Source organism: Microbacterium sp. 01T413_2, from assembly GCF_056398985.1.
This window is the reverse complement of sequence record NZ_JBFTQL010000002.1, coordinates 87,522-105,401: the sequence shown is the minus strand read 5'-3', so window position 1 is coordinate 105,401 and position 17,880 is coordinate 87,522. Positions and strand designations below refer to the sequence as shown.

Here is a 17,880-nt window from a genome sequence, read left to right as displayed (position 1 = left end):
AGCGATCAGAACCCCGGCCACGCGGTCGATCCCGAGGACGCCCTCGAGAACGAGCGCGAGCTCACCGGCGATCGCCTCATGGCGGTCGAAGACTTCTCCAGCGAGGACGCGGGCTACCACAAGGCACTCAAGCCCCGTCAGATCCAGATGATCGCGATCGGCGGCGCCATCGGCACCGGACTGTTCATGGGAGCGGGCGGGCGCCTGGCCTCGAGCGGGCCGGCGCTGATCATCGTCTACGCGGTGTGCGGCTTCTTCGCGTTCCTCATCCTGCGCGCGCTCGGCGAGCTCGTGCTGCATCGTCCGTCCTCCGGATCCTTCGTTTCGTACGCCCGCGAGTTCTACGGCGAGAAGGTCGCTTTCGTGAGCGGCTGGCTCTACTTCCTCAACTGGGCCATGACGTCCATCGTCGACGTGACCGCGGCGGCGCTTTATGTGAAGTTCTGGGCGCACTACTGGCCCCCGCTGCAGGCCGTGCCGCAGTGGCTCATCGCACTCGTCGCGCTCGTCGTGGTGCTGTCGCTGAACCTCGTCAGCGTGAAGCTCTTCGGCGAGATGGAGTTCTGGTTCGCGATGATCAAGGTCGTCGCGCTCGTGGCGTTCCTGATCATCGGGACGGTCATCCTCATCATGCAGGCCCCGACCGATGTCGGGCCCACCGGCTTCTCGATCATCGCGGAGCACGGCGGAGTCTTCCCGATGGGCCTGTTCGCCCCACTCATCGCGATCTCCGGCGTGGTGTTCGCGTACGCCTCGATCGAGCTCGTCGGCACGGCTGCGGGCGAGACGGCCGAGCCTGCGAAGATCATGCCCCGTGCGATCAACACCGTCGTGATCCGGATCGCGATCTTCTACGTCGGCTCGATCCTGCTGCTCTCGCTCCTGCTTCCGTTCAACACCTACAAGGCCGGGGAGTCGCCGTTCGTGACCTTCTTCACCCACCTCGGCGGCGCCGAGACGGGCGCCGTGGCCGGATCGGTGATGAACTTCGTCGTGCTCACCGCCGCCCTCTCCAGCCTGAACGCCGGGCTGTACTCGACCGGCCGCATCCTGCGGTCCATGTCGGTGAACGGGTCGGCGCCGCGCTTCACGGCACGGATGAGCCGCAACGGCGTGCCGTACGGCGGCATCCTGCTCACCTCGGTCATCACGCTCGCGGGCGTCGTCCTGAACGCGGTGGTGCCGTCGCAGGCCTTCGAGATCGTGCTCGAGGTCTCTGCGCTCGGCATCATCGGCGGGTGGGCCACCATCATCCTCTGCCAGCTGCGCCTGCACGCGCTGACGAAGAAGGGCCTGCTCGAGCGATCGTCATTCCGGATGTTCGGCGCCCCCTACACCGGATACCTCACCCTCGCGTTCCTGCTGTTCGTGCTCGTGACCATGGGCTTCACCGAGACCGGCCGCTGGGTGCTGCTCTCCCTCATCGTCATCGTCCCGGCCCTCATCGTGGGGTGGTTCGCCGCCCGCAAGGGGATCCTCGCAGCCGCCCAGGAGCGCGAGGGCTACACCGGCATGCACTCCGTGCTCCCGCACCGCCAGGCGACCGAGGCCCTGCGCGACGACAGCTGACCGCGCCTTCACGGTGCCCGCCGTCAGGCTCGCGGCCGAGTCCGAATGTCGGACGCCCGGCGTAGCGTCGGAACGACGGCGGATCCCCCCGCTACGGTTTCCCTCTCAAAGGAGCGTGCAGCATGGACTGGAAGATCGAGCTCATCTTCGTACCGGTCACAGACGTCGATCGTTCGAAGGAGTTCTACGAGCGCATCGGCTTCCACGCCGATCATGACCAGACGCCGTTCGAGGGGCTGCGCTTCGTGCAGATGACGCCTCCCGGATCCGCCTGCTCGATCGCGTTCGGAACCAACCTCGGGGTCGATCTCGAGCCGGGCACGCAGAACACGATCCAGGTCGTCGTGCCGAACGCCGACGAGGCTCTGGCGCATCTGCGCAGTGTGGGCGCAGAAGCGACCGATGTCGATGAGCAGGCCTGGGGCCGCTTCGTCACGTTCGCCGATCCCGACGGCAACCGCTGGACGCTGCAGGAGCTGCCGGACCGCAGCGCTCAGGCCTGATCCCCGCCCCGGAGCGGGGCGCGGCGCGCGCCCCGCTCCGGGTCACGCGGGGGCGGCGCGACTTCGTCCGCACGGCGTGCCCCGGGCGCGCTAGCGTGGGCTCCATGAGCTCCCCGATCGACGCCACCACGACGCCCGCCTGGACCGCACTCACCGCGCTGCGGGAGTCGTTCTCTCCCGATCTGCGCGGCTGGTTCGCCGCAGACCCGGAGCGCGTGGAGAGTCTGACCTTCGACCTTGCGGACCTCCGCGTCGATCTGTCGAAGAACCTCATCACGCCCGAGATCCGTGCGGCCCTGGTGCAGCTCGCCGAGCAGACCGGCGTCGCCGAGCGCTTCGCCGCGATGCTGGCCGGTGAGCATATCAACACGACCGAGGACCGCGCCGTGCTGCACACGGCGCTCCGGCGTCCCGCGGACGCCTCCCCCGCGCTCGTCGTCGATGGCCAGGACGTTGACCACGACGTGCACGCGGTGCTCGACGCGCTGAGTGCTTTCGCCGACCGGGTGCGCTCCGGCGAGTGGCGGGGCGTGACCGGCAAGAAGGTCACGCACGTCGTCAACATCGGTATCGGCGGATCCGATCTCGGCCCGGTCATGGTCTACGAGGCGCTGAGGCCCTACGCCGATGCCGGGGTTCAGGCTCGCTTCGTCTCCAACATCGATCCGACCGACATCGCGCAGAAGACCGCGGATCTGGATCCCGAGACGACGCTGTTCGTGGTCGCCTCGAAGACCTTCACGACTCTCGAGACGCTCACCAATGCGCGCCTCGCCCGCGACTGGCTCTGGGAGCACCTCGCCGCCGCCGGCGTCGACGTCGCGACCGACGAGGCCCGCAGCGACGCGGTCGCGCACCACTTCGTCGCCGTCTCCACGGCACTGGACAAGGTCGCCGCATTCGGCATCGACCCCGCCAACGCGTTCGGCTTCTGGGACTGGGTCGGCGGACGCTACTCCGTGGACAGCGCGATCGGCCTGTCGCTCGCGATCTCGCTCGGCCCTGACGTGTTCCGTGAGCTGCTCGCCGGCTTCCATGCCGTCGACGAGCACGTGAGCACCACTCCCCTGGAGCGCAACGTGCCGGTCCTGATGGGCCTGCTCAACGTCTGGTACTCGAACTTCCTCGGCGCGCAGTCGCACGCGGTGCTCCCCTACGCGCAGCAGCTGAGCCGCTTCCCCGCCTATCTGCAGCAGCTCACCATGGAGTCCAATGGCAAGTCGGTGCGCTGGGACGGCACGCCGGTGACGACCGACACCGGTGAGGTGTTCTGGGGTGAACCGGGCACGAACGGGCAGCACGCCTTCTACCAGCTCATCCATCAGGGCACGCGTCTCATCCCGGCTGACTTCATCGCCGTCGCGAACCCCGCCTACCCGCTCGCCGATGACGGCCGCGACGTGCACGGCCTGTTCCTCGCGAACTTCCTCGCGCAGACCAAGGCGCTCGCGTTCGGCAAGACCGCGGAGGAGGTCGAGGCCGAGGGCACGACGGGCGCGCTCGTCGCCGCGAGGACCTTCCCCGGCAACCGCCCGACGACCTCGATCTTCGCCCCTGCGCTGACGCCGGCCGTGCTCGGCCAGCTGATCGCCCTCTACGAGCACATCACGTTCACGCAGGGCGCGATCTGGGGCATCAACTCGTTCGATCAGTGGGGCGTCGAGCTCGGCAAGCAGCTCGCCCTGCAGATCGCCCCAGCGATCGAGGGCGATCAGGAGGCGATCGCCGCGCAGGATCCCTCCACCCGCGCGCTGCTCGCCTACTACCGGGAGCACCGCGACTGACGCCTCAGCGGCTCAGAGCAGGTCTTCGTCGGTCGTCGGCGGCACCGTGCGGCGGCCGCGCCGCACGAGCAGCAGGATCAGGCTGAGGAGAAAGACGACCGCACCGGCGATCATCAGGATGTAGCCGACGAGGTGCAGGTCGATCCACGAGACCTGGACATTGAGTGCGAACTCGAGGATCGCGCCGATCACGAAGAGGACGATGCCGGTTCCGATGCCCATGAGGAGTGCCTCCATTCGGTAGCTGGATGCCGTACGGGGTGAGAATAGGCCGGATCCCGCCGAGATCCATGGGGCTTGACAACCGGTCGCCGAGCCGATCGCGCTGCCGAGAGAGATCGCCGGCCCTCCGCCTAGAGTGGGCCGGGACCACCCCTATGACGATGCCCGCGCAGGTGAAGGAGCCGGATCGATGACGACACCGTTGCAGGAGATCCTCGACAGGCACGTCGCGAGCGGAACCGCGCCCGGGATCGTGGTCGCCGACGGGGACGCCGCAGGCCGGCTGGACATCCTCTCCTCGGGCGATCTCCCGCTCGACGCCATCGTGCGCATCCAGTCGATGACGAAGCCCGTGCTGGCGATCGCGACGCTCCAGCTGGTGCAGGAGGGCCGGCTCGAGCTCGACGCCCCCGTGCAACGGTGGATCCCGGAGCTCGCCGATCGCCGTGTTCTGCGCACTCCGCAGTCAGCGCTCGACGAGGTCGTGCCCGCCGAATCGCCCATCACCGTCCGGCACCTGCTCACCAACACCTCCGGATACGGCATGACGACCGCTCCCGGACCGCTGCGGGACGCGATGGTGCAGGGTCGCACCCACGCGAGCCAGGACCCGGTCGCGCTCGGCGCCCAGGACTGGCTGCATGCCCTCGCCGAGCTCCCGTTGATGTTCCAGCCCGGAACGGGATGGCGGTACCACCACTCCTTCGGGATTCTGGGCATCCTCCTCGGCCGCATCGTGGAGCGCCCCGTGCAGGATCACCTCGCCGACGAGATCTTCGATCCGCTCGGCATGGTCGACACCGGATACTCCGTTCCGCCGCAGCAGGCGCACCGCCTTCCCGCCGCCCACCGTCACGACGGTTCGGGCGGGCTGCTCGAGATCGAGCCCGCCGGTTCGGGCTTCTACGTCGCGCCGGCACCGTTCGATCTGAGTCACGCCGAGCTCGTCTCGACCGCGTCGGACTATGCGTCGTTCGCCCGGATGCTGGCTTCCGGCGGCCGCGCCGGTGACCGGACGATCGTGCACCCGGGTCTACTCGACGAGATGCGGACCGATCGCGTTCCGGCGCGGCTCAAGACGCCGGACAGCTTCTTCCCCGGCTTCTGGGACGGGGCGGGCTGGGGCTACGGCGTCGCCGTGCAGACGGACGGGCCGCACCGAGGCCGCTACGGGTGGTCCGGAGGCCTGGGCACCGACTTCTACATCGATCCCGACGGATCGTTCCGGGTGATCCTGACCCAGATCGAGATGGGTGCGGAGACGATGGCGCTCTTCGCGGATCTCGCCTGAGCGGCGTTGCGCCGGAGATCGAGGCCGCGCGTCACCCGTGGCCTGGCCACGACCAAGGGGCGACGAACGCCCTCGATCAGGCGCGCCGGTACTGCCCGACCATGGGGCAGTCGAACGGGTCACGAGCGGCGAGCCCCACCCGGTTGAGGTAGTCGATGACGATCGCGTAGGAGCGTCCCAGCGACGTCTCGGTGTAGGGGATGTCGTGGGTGACGCAGAACTCGCGGACGATCTCGCTGGCCCGGGCCAGGTGCTTCCGGGACATGCTCGGGAACAGGTGGTGCTCGACCTGGTAATTCAGCCCGCCCATGAGCCAGGTGGCCCACCAGCCGCCGCGGATGTTGCGTGAGGTGTAGACCTGCTTCGAGAAGAAATCGAGACGCGCGTCAGGAGCGATCACGGCCATGCCCTTGTGGTTGGGCGCGAAGGACGCCCCCATGTACACGCCGAAGACGGCGAGCATGACGCCGACGAACGCGGCGGCTTTGCCGAGCGGCAGCAGCAGGAACAGGGGCGTCAGCACGAGCGCGAAGCGAGCGGCGATCAGGCCGAGTTCCACCCAGCGGCCCTTCACCGGCTCGCGGCCCATGAGGTGCTTGATGCCGAGGTAGTGCAGGTTGAGCCCCTCGAGCGTCAGCAGGGGGAAGAACAGCCAGCCCTGCTTGCGCGTGATCATCCGGATCAGGCCCCGTGCCTGTGCGGCGTCCTCCTCGAGGAACGAGATCGTGTCGACCTCGATGTCGGGATCCTTCCCGACGCGGTTCGGGTTCGCGTGATGACGGCTGTGCTTGGAGTCCCACCAGGAATAACTGATGCCCACGACGCCGGCGGCCAGGACACGCGCGAGCCGATCGTTCGCCGGTCCGGTGGTGAGGATCTGCCTGTGCGCGGCCTCATGTGCGAGGAACGCGACCTGGGTGAAGAGGATCCCGAAGACGGCGGCCATGAGCAACTGGAACCAGCTGTCCCCCAAGAGCACGGATCCCGCGATCGCCGCACCGAACGCGCACGCGAGCGCGGCAGCCACGAGCACGTAGAACCTCGGCGTACGCTGCATCAGCCCGGTCTCCCGCACCACCCGTGACACCTCGACGAATGCGCGTGCGACGTGCGGGAAATCCTCCTGGCGGGCGTAGGTCTGGCGGACGGGCCCCAGACGCGAGGGGATCTCTGTGCGTACAGACGTCATCGATGAGCGCTTTCCCTGGGTCCGGCCGAGGGCCGGAGCTGGAGCCAAAGGCGGGCGCCGATCGCTGGTCCCACGCTACGCGCAGGCATATGCGGGGATGGGCATGCGACGCCTGTGCATCCGCCTCGAATGCGCTCGCGACGAACTCCCTGGAAGCGGGAGAAACACCGCTCAGGCGATGGACATCAGGCGGCCGTCGCGATGCGCGGCGTCCAGGGCTTCCTCGGCGGCCCGGCGTCCCTCGGCGACGAGTCGGGGGACGTCCTTCATGACCCACTGCGCCATGCGCTCCATCTCCGGCTGGATGAGGAGGACAGACGGGTCTGCGGCGAGGTCCGCCGCGGCGGTGACGGTGCGCATCATGCGGACGTTCTCCCACTTGGCGTGCAGTCGCACCACGATCGTGCGCTCCGCACCGAGTGCACGGGTCACGGAGTCGGGGACGTTGTCGACCATCCCGCCATCGGCGAGCAGCGCGCCGTCGCGGCGGACCGGTGGCAGCACCCCGGGGACGGCGACGGTGGCGCGCAGGGCGGTGCTGAGCGGCCCCCGGTCGAGGATCACGCCGCGCCGTGCGCGCAGATCCGTCGCATAGGCACCGAATCGGCGAGGCAGGTCCTCGATCAGAGGGTCGCGACCGAGGATGCGGTGGATCGCGTCCGTCACGGCGTGGGTGTCGAGCAGGCCCCACCGCGGACGCAACGACCAGCGGGCGATCTCGCCCCAGCGGAAGCCGCGGACCGCGCGTTCGATCGCATCGGCGTCGAAGCCTGCCGCGTACGCCGCGCCGAGGAGGGCGCCGGCGCTCGTCCCCGCGACGATCCCGGGACGGATGCCGCGCTCCGCGAGCACCTGCAGCACCCCGGCCTGGGCGGCCCCGTAGGCCCCGCCGCCGCTGAGGGTCAGACCGAGGGTCGGGTCGTCGGTCACGGGTTCTCCTGTCTCACGCCGTTCGAGCGACGTTATCAGCAGGCACCTGCGCACCGGCTGCGATCAGGACGGGGGTCGGGCGGTTCGCGCGGGGGATCCGTTGCGTCCCGTGCAGGCGCTGAGCGCGCCGACCGGGCACGCTCAGCGCCTGCGCCGTGCCGGGCGGCGCTCAATCCGCCTTTCGCTGCCAGACCCCGAATCGGTTGCCCGCCGGGTCGCTCAGATGCGCGAAGAGGATCGTGCCGTTGTCGACGAGCGGCAGCACGACGCCCGCTCCTGCCGACTGCGCCGCCTCCAGGGTCGTGTGGATGTCGGCGACCTCGACGTAGAACACGGCCCAGTGCCCGCCGCCCGCCTCCGTCGTGTCCCACAACCCGCCTGCGTTTCCGTTCACGAAGCCGTATCCCGCGGGGCTCGGCGAGCCGAACTCCCACCCGAAGACGCCGCCGTAGAACGCGCGCGCCGTCTCCGGATCCGGGGTTCCGACCTCGAAGTAGTTCACCAGATCCGTCATGTCCCTGCCCTTTCGTGTTCGGCGTCCGATTCGTCCGCCACGATCGAGCCTCGGGCCTGCCACCGTGTGAGGGTCAATATCGTGTGAGGTCAAGGGTCGACGCGAGACGACGTCAGCCGAGCGGGACGTTGACCTCCGTGATCCAGGCGTCGGGATTCGGCTCGGTCCCGGGGCCGACGACGTAGACGTTGAACATCGGTCCCGTCCGCACGAGTCCTCGGTCCGCGACCCAGGCGCCGATGGCCTCCGTCGTGGCCGCAATGGTGTCGAACCCGCCGCGATGCGTCGCCCAGGCGACGCGCTGCGCAGGCAGGAGAGCGACTTCGAAGCCTGTGCCCTTCGGCGCTTGTCCGGTGAACTCCCGCCAGATCGCCATCTCCACGTCTTCGTCGCGGAACTCCTCATCGAAATAGGTGGCGCCGATGGTCTCGCCGAGCTCCGTGCCGTCCACGCCGCCAGGTTGCGCGAGGATCCGTCGGAGGTCGGCCCAGAGCTCGCCTTCCGCAGGGTAGTCGGCGACGGTGCGCCGGGTGAGCAGGACCCGGAGGGACGGGAAGTCCCGTTCCTGCACGGCGATCGGCGCACCACGACTGCCTGCCGCCGCCACGAGCGACTCCGCGAGGGCGCGCTGCCGTCTCAGCCGGAGGGCTTCCTCGTCGAGCCGCTGCAGGTGACGCTCGATGCGGACCGAGAGCGCTGCCGGGTCGTCGAAAAGCGGCAGCAGCTCGGAGATCTCGGCGATGCCGCACCCCGCGTCGCGCAGGCTCCGGATCCGTCCGGCCCTGCTCAGCTGCGACGGCGCGTAGCGGCGGTAGCCCGTGACCGGATCCACTTCGGCGGGCTCGAGCAGTCCGCGCTCGTCGTAATGGCGCAGCATCCTGATGCTCAGCCCGGCGTAACGCGAGAAGTCCCCGATCGACAGCAACCCGCTCATCGGTCAACCCTGACACATCCATCGTTCCCGACCCAGCACCCTGCACGCACATCTGGGGCATCAGCGGCCGCCGCGAAGCAGGCTGATCCTCCCCCTGACGACAAGAGGCCCGGATCCGCGGTGAACGCGGATCCGGGCCATACTCACAAGCTGCGACTCAGAAGTCCCAGTCCTCGTCCTCGGTGGCCTCGGCCTTGCCGATGACGTAGGAGGATCCGGATCCCGAGAAGAAGTCGTGGTTCTCGTCCGCGTTGGGCGAGAGCGCCGACAGGATCGCCGGGTTCACGTTGGTCACGGTCGCGGGGAACATCGCCTCGTAGCCGAGGTTCATGAGCGCCTTGTTCGCGTTGTAGTGCAGGAAGCGCTTGACGTCCTCGGTGAGGCCGACGCCGTCGTACAGATCCTGCGTGTACTGCACCTCGTTGTCGTAGAGCTCGTACAGCAGCGAGAACGTGTAGTCCTTCAGTTCATCCCGCTTGGCCTGGTCGAGAGTCTCGAGGCCGCGCTGGAACTTGTAGCCGATGTAGTACCCGTGCACGGCCTCGTCGCGGATGATGAGGCGGATGAGGTCTGCCGTGTTGGTGAGCTTCGCCCGCGACGACCAGTGCATCGGCAGGTAGAAGCCCGAGTAGAACAGGAAGCTCTCCAGCAGGGTCGAGGCGACCTTGCGCTTGAGCGGCTCGTCCCCGCGGTAGTAGTCCATGACGATCTGAGCCTTCTTCTGAAGGTTCGGGTTCTCCACCGACCAGCGGAACGCCTCGTCGATCTCCTTCGTCGAGCACAGCGTCGAGAAGATCGAGGAGTAGCTCTTCGCGTGCACCGACTCCATGAACGCGATGTTCGTGTAGACGGCCTCCTCGTGCGGGGTGATCGCATCGGGGATGAGCGAGACGGCGCCGACGGTGCCCTGGATCGTGTCCAGCAGCGTGAGGCCGGTGAACACCCGCATGGTGAGGGTCTGCTCCTCGGCGGTGAGCGTGTTCCACGACTGGATGTCGTTGGACAGCGGCACCTTCTCGGGCAGCCAGAAGTTGTTCACCAGACGGTTCCAGACCTCGAGGTCCTTGTCGTCCTGGATGCGGTTCCAGTTGATCGCCTGGACACGGTCGACCAGCTTGAGCGGTTCGGGGGTCATGTCTCTTCCTTCAGAAATCCCAGATCGAACGACGGATCACAGCGTGCAGCTGACGCATTCGGCCATGTCGGTGCCCTCGAGGGCCATCTGACGCAGGCGGATGTAGTAGATCGTCTTGATGCCCTTGCGCCACGCGTAGATCTGCGCCTTGTTGATGTCGCGCGTGGTGGCGGTGTCCTTGAAGAACAGCGTCAGCGACAGGCCCTGGTCGACGTGCTGGGTGGCAGCGGCGTAGGTGTCGATGACCTTCTCGTAGCCGATCTCGTAGGCGTCTTCGTAGTACTCCAGGTTGTCGTTCGTCATGAACGCCGCCGGGTAGTAGACGCGGCCGAGCTTGCCTTCCTTGCGGATCTCCACCTTCGCCGCGATCGGGTGGATCGAGCTCGTCGAGTTGTTGATGTAGGAGATGGATCCGGTCGGCGGGACGGCCTGCAGGTTCTGGTTGTAGATGCCGTGCTCCTGGATCGACGCCTTGAGCGCCTTCCAGTCGTCCTGCGTCGGGATGTGGTGACCGGCGAACATGTCCTTGACCTTGTCGGTCGCGGGCCCCCACTCCTGATCGATGTACTTGTCGAAGAACTCACCGGACGCGTAGGTCGAGTCGGCGAATCCGTCGAAGGTCTCGCCGCGCTCGATCGCGATCCGGTTCGATGCGGTCAGCGCGTGGAACAGCACGGAGTAGAAGTAGATGTTCGTGAAGTCGACACCCTCTTCGGAACCGTAGAAGACGTGCTCGCGAGCGAGGTAGCCGTGCAGGTTCATCTGGCCCAGGCCGATCGCGTGCGAGCGGTCGTTGCCGTCCTCGATCGAACGGACCGAAGCGATGTGGCTCTGCTGGCTGACCGCGGTCAGGGCGCGGATGCTCATCTCGACGGTCTTGGCCAGGTCGCCGCCGTCCATCGCCAGGGCGATGTTGAGCGAGCCCAGGTTGCAGGAGATGTCCTTGCCGATCTGGTCGTACGAGAGGTCCTCGTTGAACGTCGTCGGCGTGTTCACCTGCAGGATCTCGCTGCACAGGTTGGACATGTTGATCCGGCCCTTGATCGGGTTGGCCTTGTTCACCGTGTCCTCGAACATGATGTACGGATAGCCCGACTCGAACTGGATCTCGGCGAGCGTCTGGAAGAACTCGCGCGCGTTGATCTTGGTCTTCTTGATGCGCGGGTCGTCGACCATCTCGCGGTACTTCTCGGTGACCGAGATGTCGCCGAACGGCACGCCGTAGACGCGCTCTACGTCGTACGGGGAGAACAGGTACATGTCCTCGCCGTTCTTTGCGAGCTCGAACGTGATGTCCGGCACGACGACGCCCAGCGACAGCGTCTTGATGCGGATCTTCTCGTCGGCGTTCTCGCGCTTGGTGTCGAGGAACCGCATGATGTCGGGGTGGTGCGCGTTCAGGTACACCGCGCCGGCGCCCTGACGCGCGCCGAGCTGGTTCGCGTACGAGAAGGAGTCTTCGAGGAGCTTCATCACGGGGATGATGCCCGAGGACTGGTTCTCGATCTGCTTGATCGGGGCACCCGACTCGCGGATGTTCGAGAGCAGGAGCGCCACGCCGCCGCCGCGCTTGGACAGCTGCAGGGCGGAGTTGATGCCGCGGGCGATCGACTCCATGTTGTCCTCGATGCGCAGCAGGAAGCAGCTGACGAGCTCGCCGCGCTGCGCCTTGCCGGCGTTGAGGAAGGTCGGGGTCGCCGGCTGGAAGCGGCCGGAGATGATCTCCTCGACCAGGCCCGTCGCGAGCTTCTCGTCGCCGTCGGCGAGGGCGAGGGCGGTCATCACGACGCGGTCCTCGAAGCGCTCCAGGTAGCGCTTGCCGTCGAAGGTCTTCAGCGTGTAGCTCGTGTAGTACTTGAACGCGCCCAGGAACGTCTCGAAGCGGAACTTCTTCGAGTATGCGAGGTCGTTGAGCTTCTGGATGAACTCGAACGAGTACTTCTCCAGGACGGCGCCCTCGTAGTACTCCTTCTCCACGAGGTAGTCCAGGCGCTCCTTGAGCGAGTGGAAGAACACCGTGTTCTGGTTGACGTGCTGCAGGAAGTACTCCCGCGCCGCGCGCTTGTCCGCGTCGAACTGGATCTTGCCGTCCGCGTCGTACAGGTTCAGCATCGCGTTGAGGGCGTGATAGTCGAGCCCCTCGTACGCTGCGTTGGCCTTGAACGCGATCTCGCCCTTCACCGGCGCTGCGTCCTTCACTGCGTCACGCTCTGCGTGCTCAACTGCGATACCCACCATCGTTCCAATCCGTCGCTCACGCGATCGACATCGTCCTGTGTGCCGTAGATCTCGAGCCGGTACAAGTGGGGCACGTGGCACTTGCGGCTGATGATGTCACCGGCGGCGCAGAACGCGTCGCCGAAGTTGGTGTTGCCTGCGGAGATCACTCCGCGGATGTGTCGCCGGTTGCGCTCGTCGTTGAGGAACCGGATGACCTGCTTGGGTACAGCGCCCTTCTCGACGCCGCGACCCTGCCCGCCGCCGTAGGTCGGCGTGACCAGCACGAAGGGCTCATCGATGACGAGCGGCTCCTCCGTGCTGTGCAGCGGGATCCGCCGCGCCTCCAGGCCCAGCTTCTCGACGAACCGGGCAGTGTTGCCCGAGATGCTCGAGAAGTAGACCAGCAGCGGCGCGGCGGTCGCGGTGGCGGCGTTCATGAGATCGCCTCCTCCGCGATTACGCCAGGCGAGCGGCGAGCTCGTCGATCTTGTCGGGACGGAAGCCCGACCAGTGGTCCTCGTCGGTGACGACGACGGGAGCCTGCAGGTAGCCGAGCGACTTCACGTGCTCGAGCGCCGCAGCGTCCTCCGAGACGTCGTGGATCTCGTACTCGATGCCCTTCGCGTCAAGCGCGCGGTAGGTCGCGTTGCACTGCACGCAGGAGGGCTTGGTGTAGACCGTGATGGACATGTATTGCGCCTCTTCTTTCCCCTCAGAACCCGGCTATCGGGCAGGTGGCCCCGCCGGGAGTTCAATACTACATATAGGTACGGACATTCAGGTCGACCACAAGGGCTAGTAGTTACAACCCTGTAGTTTTCCACCGTATTCCACCGCTTCGCCACAGGTTCTCCACGCTTTTGTCCACAGCCCCGGGCGGCCGCGGAGCACCCCCGAACCGCGATTTCCTGCGGGTCGCCGACACCCCGACCGGATCCCTCCACAGATCCGACGCTAGGACGAGCCGCGGACATTCCTCAGCCTGTGGAAATCGCCCTCCGGCGTGTCGTCGGCGTGTCGCGCCGAGCCCTCCCTTAGCCGCGCTCGATCGGCCGGGAGGCCTGCTCTCCGCACCGCGAGACCTGTAGCGTTGGTCCGTGGCCGGATCGGGATACAAGGAGCTTCTGCGCGTACCGGGAGTCGGGCGCATCATCGCCGCACAGCTGACGGCGCGATTCCCGAACGGCATGGCGAGTCTCGCGATCCTGCTTCACGTGCAGCACGCGACCGGATCCTATGGAGCGGCCGGGCTGGTGCTCGCGGCGTCGTCGATCGGACAGGCCGTGTCCGGGCCTGTCACCAGCCGCTGGATGGGCCGGTGGGGCATGCGCCCCGTGCTCACGCTGACCCTGTCGATCTGCGTGCTCGCCTTCCTCGGGCTGGCGTTCTTCTCGTTCCTGCCGCTCGCCGGCTACGTGGTGCTCGGCCTGATCGCGGGGCTCTCGACCCCGCCGATCCAGTCCGCCGCGCGCACCATCTACCCGAAGCTCGTGAACTCCTCACAGCTCACGCCGCTGTTCTCACTGGACGCATCGCTGCAGGAGATCATCTGGATCGTGGCCCCGGTCGTGATCACGATCGTCTCCACGCAGATCGGCACCGTACAGGGCCTGCTGCTCGTCGCCGCCGTGCTCGTGGGCGGCGGCGCCTGGTTCATCCTCTCCCCCGAGGTCGGGCGCGTGCGCATCCCGCGCAGCCGCCGCGGCTTCGGCGCCGTCGTGCTGAAGCCGCCGGTGCTGCTGGCCACGGTCGTCGGCTTCCTCCTCATCGGCGCCTGCGCGGCCGTCGAGGTGGGCGTGGTGAAGACCTTCGACCACGGGGGACTTTCGGCAGGTCTGGTGCTCGCGGTCTTCTCGGTGGGAAGCCTCGTCGGCGGTCTCGCCTCGGGCCACGTGCCGATGGGCCCCTGGGCCATGGCCCGCCGGCTCACCATCGTGACCGTCGGGCTCGCGCTCACGATGGTGTCCCTCAACGTGTTCTGGCTCGGCGGCACTCTGCTCGCCGCCGGCATCGGGGTCGCGCCGGCGCTCGCGGTGCTGTTCGCGATCACGTCGGCGAGCGTGAAGTTCTCCGAGACCGCCGAGGCGTACGGCTGGGTCGGCACCGGCCAGCTGATCGGCGCGGCCGCCGGATCAGCGATTGCCGGCTTCCTCATCGACAGCATGCACAGCCCCACCGGGGCCTACCTCGCAGCGACGTGCTTCGCCGCCGTCGCGCTGATCGTCTCGGTCGTGCTCGTGCGCTTCTTCCCCGACCTGCGCGGCCGCGACGCCGCGCCGATGCCGGACACCGAGGCCGTCTCCCTGCCCTGAGCGGTCGTCCGACCCACCACACGAGCCCTGCCGTCGGAGCCTCGACCTCGGAATCCGCAGGATCCGGGGATCTCAACCTTCGATATCTGTTGTCATTTCCGATTTCGAGTGACAAGATCGGAGCATGAGCGCCGATCTGCAACAGAAAGCACACGATCACCTCTGGATGCACTTCACCCGGCAGTCCACGATGGACCGCAACGGGGTGCCGATCATCGTCCGGGGTGAGGGACACCACATCTGGGACGACACCGGCAAGCAGTACATCGACGGGCTCTCGGGCCTGTTCGTCGTCAACGCGGGCCACGGCCGCAAGCGCCTCGCCGAGGCCGCGGCGAAGCAGGCCGAGCAGCTGGCCTTCTTCCCGCTGTGGTCGTACGCGCACCCCGCCGCGATCGAGCTGGCCGACCGCCTGGCCGGCTACGCCCCGGGCGACCTGAACCGGGTCTTCTTCACCTCGGGCGGCGGCGAGGCCGTCGAGACCGCCTTCAAGCTCGCCAAGCACTACTGGAAGCTGCAGGGCAAGCACACCAAGCACAAGGTGCTCTCCCGCGCGATCGCCTACCACGGCACCACGCAGGGCGCGCTTGCGATCACCGGCATCCCCGCGATGAAGGCCATGTTCGAGCCGGTCACCCCGGGCGGCTTCCGCGTGCCCAACACGAACATCTACCGCGCGGCGGAGATGGGCGCGCCGACGGACCCCGAAGCGTTCGGCGTCTGGGCCGCCGACCGGATCGAGGAGATGATCCAGTTCGAGGGCCCCGACACGGTCGCCGCAGTCTTCCTCGAGCCGGTGCAGAACTCGGGCGGCTGCTTCCCGCCGCCCCCCGGATACTTCCAGCGCGTGCGCGAGATCTGCGACCGCTACGACGTGCTGCTCGTCTCGGACGAGGTGATCTGCGCGTTCGGCCGGATCGGACACATGTTCGCCTGCGACGCCTACGGCTACGTGCCCGACATCATCACCTGCGCCAAGGGCATCACGAGCGGATACTCCCCCCTGGGCGCCGCGATCGTGAGCGACAAGATCTACGAGCCGTTCGCGCACGGCGACATGTCGTTCCCGCACGGCTACACCTTCGGCGGACACCCCGTGTCGGCCGCGGTCGCCCTGGAGAATCTGGACATCTTCGAGGAGGAGAAGCTCAACGAGCGCGTGCGCGAGAACTCGCCGCTGTTCCGCGCAGAGCTGGAGACCCTGCTCGATCTGCCGCTCGTCGGCGACGTGCGCGGCGATGGCTACTTCTTCGGGATCGAGCTGGTCAAGGACAAGACCACGCGGGAGACGTTCGACGACGACGAGTCGGAGCGCCTGCTGCGCGGGTTCCTCTCCGGCGCGCTGTTCGATGCCGGCCTGTACTGCCGCGCCGACGACCGCGGCGACCCCGTGATCCAGCTCGCGCCGCCGCTCACCATCGGGCCTGCGGAGTTCCGCGAGATCGCCGGGATCCTGCGCGGCGTGCTGACCGAGGCCGAGTCGGTTCTGTAGTCGCTGGGGACGCGACAGGGGGGAGGCCGGATCCTGGATCCGCCCTCCCCCCTTCTTCTGCGCTCGCGCCGCGCTCGGTCTTCTGCGCTCGCGCCGCGCTCGGCAGTCCGCGCTCGTGCCGCGCTCGGCAGTCTGTGCTCGTGCCGCGCGAGGCTCAGCGCGACGGCGTCGCGATCACCAGGCTCGTCGGGCCGACCTGCTCGACGCTCACGAGGTCGAGGGCCGCGCCGCCGGGGAAAAGCCGCCGGCCCGCCCCGGTCGCCGTGGGGAACACACGCAGCCGGTACTCGTCGACCGCGCCTGCCGCGACGAAGCGCTCGACGAGCGACCCGCTGCCGATGACGATGACGGCGCGCTCCGTGGCGGTCTCCCGCGCCCAGCCGACCGGATCCGTCTCGACCCGCCGGGAGTTCTGCCACCGGGCGAGGTCTATGTCGCCGCCCGTGACGACCGCCTTGTCCGCGGCGTTCAGCGCGCGGGCGAACGGATCCGTCTCGTCGCGCGGCGGCCACAGGGCCGAGAAGGCCTCCCAGGTGCGACGTCCGAACAGGAAGATCCCGGTCTGCAGGATCGGGCCGTAGTGGAACTTGTCCCCCGAGATCGCCTCGGGACCGTGCCGGAAGCACCACCCGCCGAACGGCGTACCGTCGGATCCGTCCGGATCCTCCACGACGCCGTCGAGAGTGATGAACTGCGCCACGATGATGCGTGCCATGTCGTGCTCCTCGCCTCGTGCCCCGATGCGGATCCTCCGCGGAGGGCTTCATGAGGGTGTACGGGCGAGAGCAGCCGAACTCATCGGTGCGGGCGGAATCCGTACGGGCGGGATCCGTTCGGACTCGTCAGACTGCGACGATGCCCTCGCGCTCGAACAGGGCGAACAGCGCCTCGTCGCGGTACACCAGCACGTGCCCGATCCGGGTTCCCGTCACGTCGGCTTCGAACAGCTGCACCGTGTGCGGGTGCGGGCCGTCGTCGTCGACGCGCAGGAGCAGGAAGCCGTGCTGCCCGTTGGCCGAGATCGGACGGGTCTGCCAGCCCGTCCCCTGCCAGTCGAACAGGTGCGCCATGAACGCGGCGTACGTCTCGCGCCCGATCGACCAGAACGGCACGGGCGGCATCTCGAACAGCACGTCATCGGCGACGAGCTCCGCGAGCGCGGCGACGTCGGCCTGCTCGATGGCGCGCGCATACCGCTCGACCGTCTCGCGCCGCAGCGGGGCGGGGCGGGAGGATCGCTCTGCGACAGCCGCCTTCGCGCGCTGCAATGCCGAGTTCACCGACGGCACGCTCGTCTCCAGGATCCGGGCCGTCTCCGCCGCGGAGTGCCCGAGCACTTCGCGCAAGATGAAGACCCCGCGCTGCTTCGGCGGCAGCGCCTGCAGCACGAGCGTCACCGCGAGCCGCACCCTGGAGGCTTCGGCGACCGCCCGCTCCGGCTCGGAGTCGGCCCACCAGCGGGTCGGCGCCGGCACCAGCCAGGGCACGTCCAGTGCCGGCACCAGGGGCGCGCCGACGTCGATGCCCGGGTCCGTGAGGTCGCGTGGGAGCGGGCGTCGCGGTGTCTCGCGGAGCCGATCCACGCACACGTTGCGCGCGATGCGGTACACCCACGTGGACAGCGCCGCCTTGTCCGGATCGTACGACGCCCGGCTGCGCCAGGCCCGCTCGAGCGCATCCTGCACCGCGTCCTCCGCATCGAACGGCGAACCCAGCATCTGATAGCAGAAGGCGAGCAGGCCGCCGCGGAGAGCGGCGAGGTCGGGGGCGTCCACGCAGCCGAGG

17 protein-coding genes are annotated in these 17,880 nt (G+C 68.0%); 6 read left to right on the top strand and 11 right to left on the bottom strand.

The annotated features are described in order from the left end of the window. The first annotated feature begins 78 nt into the window (after window positions 1-78). The 3 genes from AC1DMN_RS01765 to pgi all read left to right on the top strand — a co-directional run bounded on the left by AC1DMN_RS01765 (window position 79) and on the right by pgi (window position 3,856). On the top strand, window positions 79-1,569 hold the full coding sequence (locus AC1DMN_RS01765; RefSeq protein WP_441976452.1) for an amino acid permease: 1,491 nt from the start codon (window positions 79-81) through the stop codon (window positions 1,567-1,569). Between the two features lie 122 nt (window positions 1,570-1,691). Further along, a complete protein-coding gene (locus AC1DMN_RS01760; protein ID WP_477229479.1) occupies window positions 1,692-2,072 on the top strand; it encodes a VOC family protein in 381 nt (126 codons plus the stop codon). 104 nt (window positions 2,073-2,176) lie between these two features. Next, entirely contained in the window at window positions 2,177-3,856 is a 1,680-nt protein-coding gene (gene pgi / locus AC1DMN_RS01755) for a glucose-6-phosphate isomerase (protein ID WP_441976344.1), read from the top strand. Between the two features lie 12 nt (window positions 3,857-3,868). Here pgi and AC1DMN_RS01750 read toward each other — a convergent pair whose 3' ends face one another. Beyond that, window positions 3,869-4,078, bottom strand: a complete 210-nt coding sequence (locus tag AC1DMN_RS01750; protein WP_441976345.1) for a DUF6458 family protein — start codon at window positions 4,076-4,078, stop codon at window positions 3,869-3,871. 190 nt (window positions 4,079-4,268) lie between these two features. Between AC1DMN_RS01750 and AC1DMN_RS01745 the strand changes: the two genes are divergently transcribed. Next, entirely contained in the window at window positions 4,269-5,369 is a 1,101-nt protein-coding gene (locus AC1DMN_RS01745) for a serine hydrolase domain-containing protein (RefSeq protein WP_477229480.1), read from the top strand. Window positions 5,370-5,445: 76 nt separating this feature from the next. Here AC1DMN_RS01745 and AC1DMN_RS01740 read toward each other — a convergent pair whose 3' ends face one another. The 8 genes from AC1DMN_RS01740 to nrdH form a co-directional block, all read right to left on the bottom strand. Next, window positions 5,446-6,558 (bottom strand): fatty acid desaturase family protein, encoded by a 1,113-nt coding sequence (locus AC1DMN_RS01740; RefSeq protein ID WP_441976347.1) that lies wholly within the window; start codon window positions 6,556-6,558, stop codon window positions 5,446-5,448. 171 nt (window positions 6,559-6,729) lie between these two features. Then, window positions 6,730-7,488 (bottom strand): patatin-like phospholipase family protein, encoded by a 759-nt coding sequence (locus tag AC1DMN_RS01735; RefSeq protein WP_477229481.1) that lies wholly within the window; start codon window positions 7,486-7,488, stop codon window positions 6,730-6,732. A 169-nt stretch (window positions 7,489-7,657) separates the two neighbouring features. Further along, window positions 7,658-8,002: a VOC family protein gene (locus tag AC1DMN_RS01730; RefSeq protein ID WP_477383868.1), complete on the bottom strand. Its 345-nt coding sequence runs from the start codon at window positions 8,000-8,002 to the stop codon at window positions 7,658-7,660. A gap of 112 nt (window positions 8,003-8,114) precedes the next feature. Further along, window positions 8,115-8,936 (bottom strand): MerR family transcriptional regulator, encoded by an 822-nt coding sequence (locus AC1DMN_RS01725; RefSeq protein ID WP_477229483.1) that lies wholly within the window; start codon window positions 8,934-8,936, stop codon window positions 8,115-8,117. A 157-nt stretch (window positions 8,937-9,093) separates the two neighbouring features. Continuing rightward, window positions 9,094-10,071, bottom strand: a complete 978-nt coding sequence (gene nrdF / locus AC1DMN_RS01720; RefSeq protein WP_441976367.1) for a class 1b ribonucleoside-diphosphate reductase subunit beta — start codon at window positions 10,069-10,071, stop codon at window positions 9,094-9,096. A gap of 36 nt (window positions 10,072-10,107) precedes the next feature. Further along, on the bottom strand, window positions 10,108-12,240 hold the full coding sequence (nrdE, locus tag AC1DMN_RS01715; RefSeq protein WP_477229707.1) for a class 1b ribonucleoside-diphosphate reductase subunit alpha: 2,133 nt from the start codon (window positions 12,238-12,240) through the stop codon (window positions 10,108-10,110). A gap of 26 nt (window positions 12,241-12,266) precedes the next feature. Beyond that, window positions 12,267-12,728: a class Ib ribonucleoside-diphosphate reductase assembly flavoprotein NrdI gene (nrdI, locus tag AC1DMN_RS01710; protein WP_477229484.1), complete on the bottom strand. Its 462-nt coding sequence runs from the start codon at window positions 12,726-12,728 to the stop codon at window positions 12,267-12,269. Between the two features lie 19 nt (window positions 12,729-12,747). After that, on the bottom strand, window positions 12,748-12,981 hold the full coding sequence (nrdH, locus tag AC1DMN_RS01705) for a glutaredoxin-like protein NrdH (RefSeq protein WP_045273567.1): 234 nt from the start codon (window positions 12,979-12,981) through the stop codon (window positions 12,748-12,750). Between the two features lie 458 nt (window positions 12,982-13,439). Here nrdH and AC1DMN_RS01700 point away from each other — a divergent pair, with 458 nt between their 5' ends. Together AC1DMN_RS01700 and AC1DMN_RS01695 are read left to right on the top strand one after the other, a co-directional pair. Further along, a complete protein-coding gene (locus AC1DMN_RS01700) occupies window positions 13,440-14,603 on the top strand; it encodes an MFS transporter (RefSeq protein ID WP_477383879.1) in 1,164 nt (387 codons plus the stop codon). 124 nt (window positions 14,604-14,727) lie between these two features. Continuing rightward, on the top strand, window positions 14,728-16,095 hold the full coding sequence (locus AC1DMN_RS01695) for an aspartate aminotransferase family protein (RefSeq protein ID WP_477229485.1): 1,368 nt from the start codon (window positions 14,728-14,730) through the stop codon (window positions 16,093-16,095). 154 nt (window positions 16,096-16,249) lie between these two features. Here AC1DMN_RS01695 and AC1DMN_RS01690 read toward each other — a convergent pair whose 3' ends face one another. Continuing rightward, complete coding sequence (locus AC1DMN_RS01690; protein ID WP_477229486.1) at window positions 16,250-16,810, bottom strand: dihydrofolate reductase family protein; 561 nt, start codon at window positions 16,808-16,810, stop codon at window positions 16,250-16,252. A gap of 127 nt (window positions 16,811-16,937) precedes the next feature. Further along, the gene (locus AC1DMN_RS01685; protein WP_477229487.1) at window positions 16,938-17,870 is read right to left on the bottom strand and encodes an RNA polymerase subunit sigma-70; all 933 of its coding nucleotides are present in this window, start codon (window positions 17,868-17,870) and stop codon (window positions 16,938-16,940) included. Window positions 17,871-17,880 lie beyond the last annotated feature (10 nt).